The 376-nt window shown below is 50.3% G+C and carries 2 tRNA genes; both read left to right on the forward strand.

Features of this window, described 5'->3' with window-relative positions:
- The first annotated feature begins 84 nt into the window (after positions 1-84).
- Positions 85-166, forward strand: a tRNA-Leu gene (locus tag L2D08_RS23675).
- A 134-nt stretch (positions 167-300) separates the two neighbouring features.
- Positions 301-375 (forward strand) — tRNA-Gly (locus L2D08_RS23680).
- Position 376: the final 1 nt, after the last annotated feature.

Here is a 376-nt window from a genome sequence, read left to right on the forward strand (position 1 = left end):
GGGCTATAGCCAAGCGGTAAGGCAACGGACTTTGACTCCGTCACGCGAAGGTTCGAATCCTTCTAGCCCAGCCATTTATACTTAGCGGGTGTGGCGGAATTGGCAGACGCACCAGACTTAGGATCTGGCGCCGCGAGGCGTGGGGGTTCAAGTCCCTTCACCCGCATCTTTTACAGGCTGACGAAAGTAAATACTTTCGTCAGCCTGTATATTTGATAAAAGACTTCTTACAAAGTCTTGCATGAAAGAGGAAATTCTTCTAAGAGCGTACAATGGAGAACCCAATACATCCTGTTTAGTGCGGAAGTAGTTCAGTGGTAGAACATCACCTTGCCAAGGTGGGGGTCGCGGGTTCGAATCCCGTCTTCCGCTCCAT

This window comes from Domibacillus sp. PGB-M46 (genome assembly GCF_022668875.1).
Lineage (GTDB): Bacteria > Bacillota > Bacilli > Bacillales > Domibacillaceae > Domibacillus.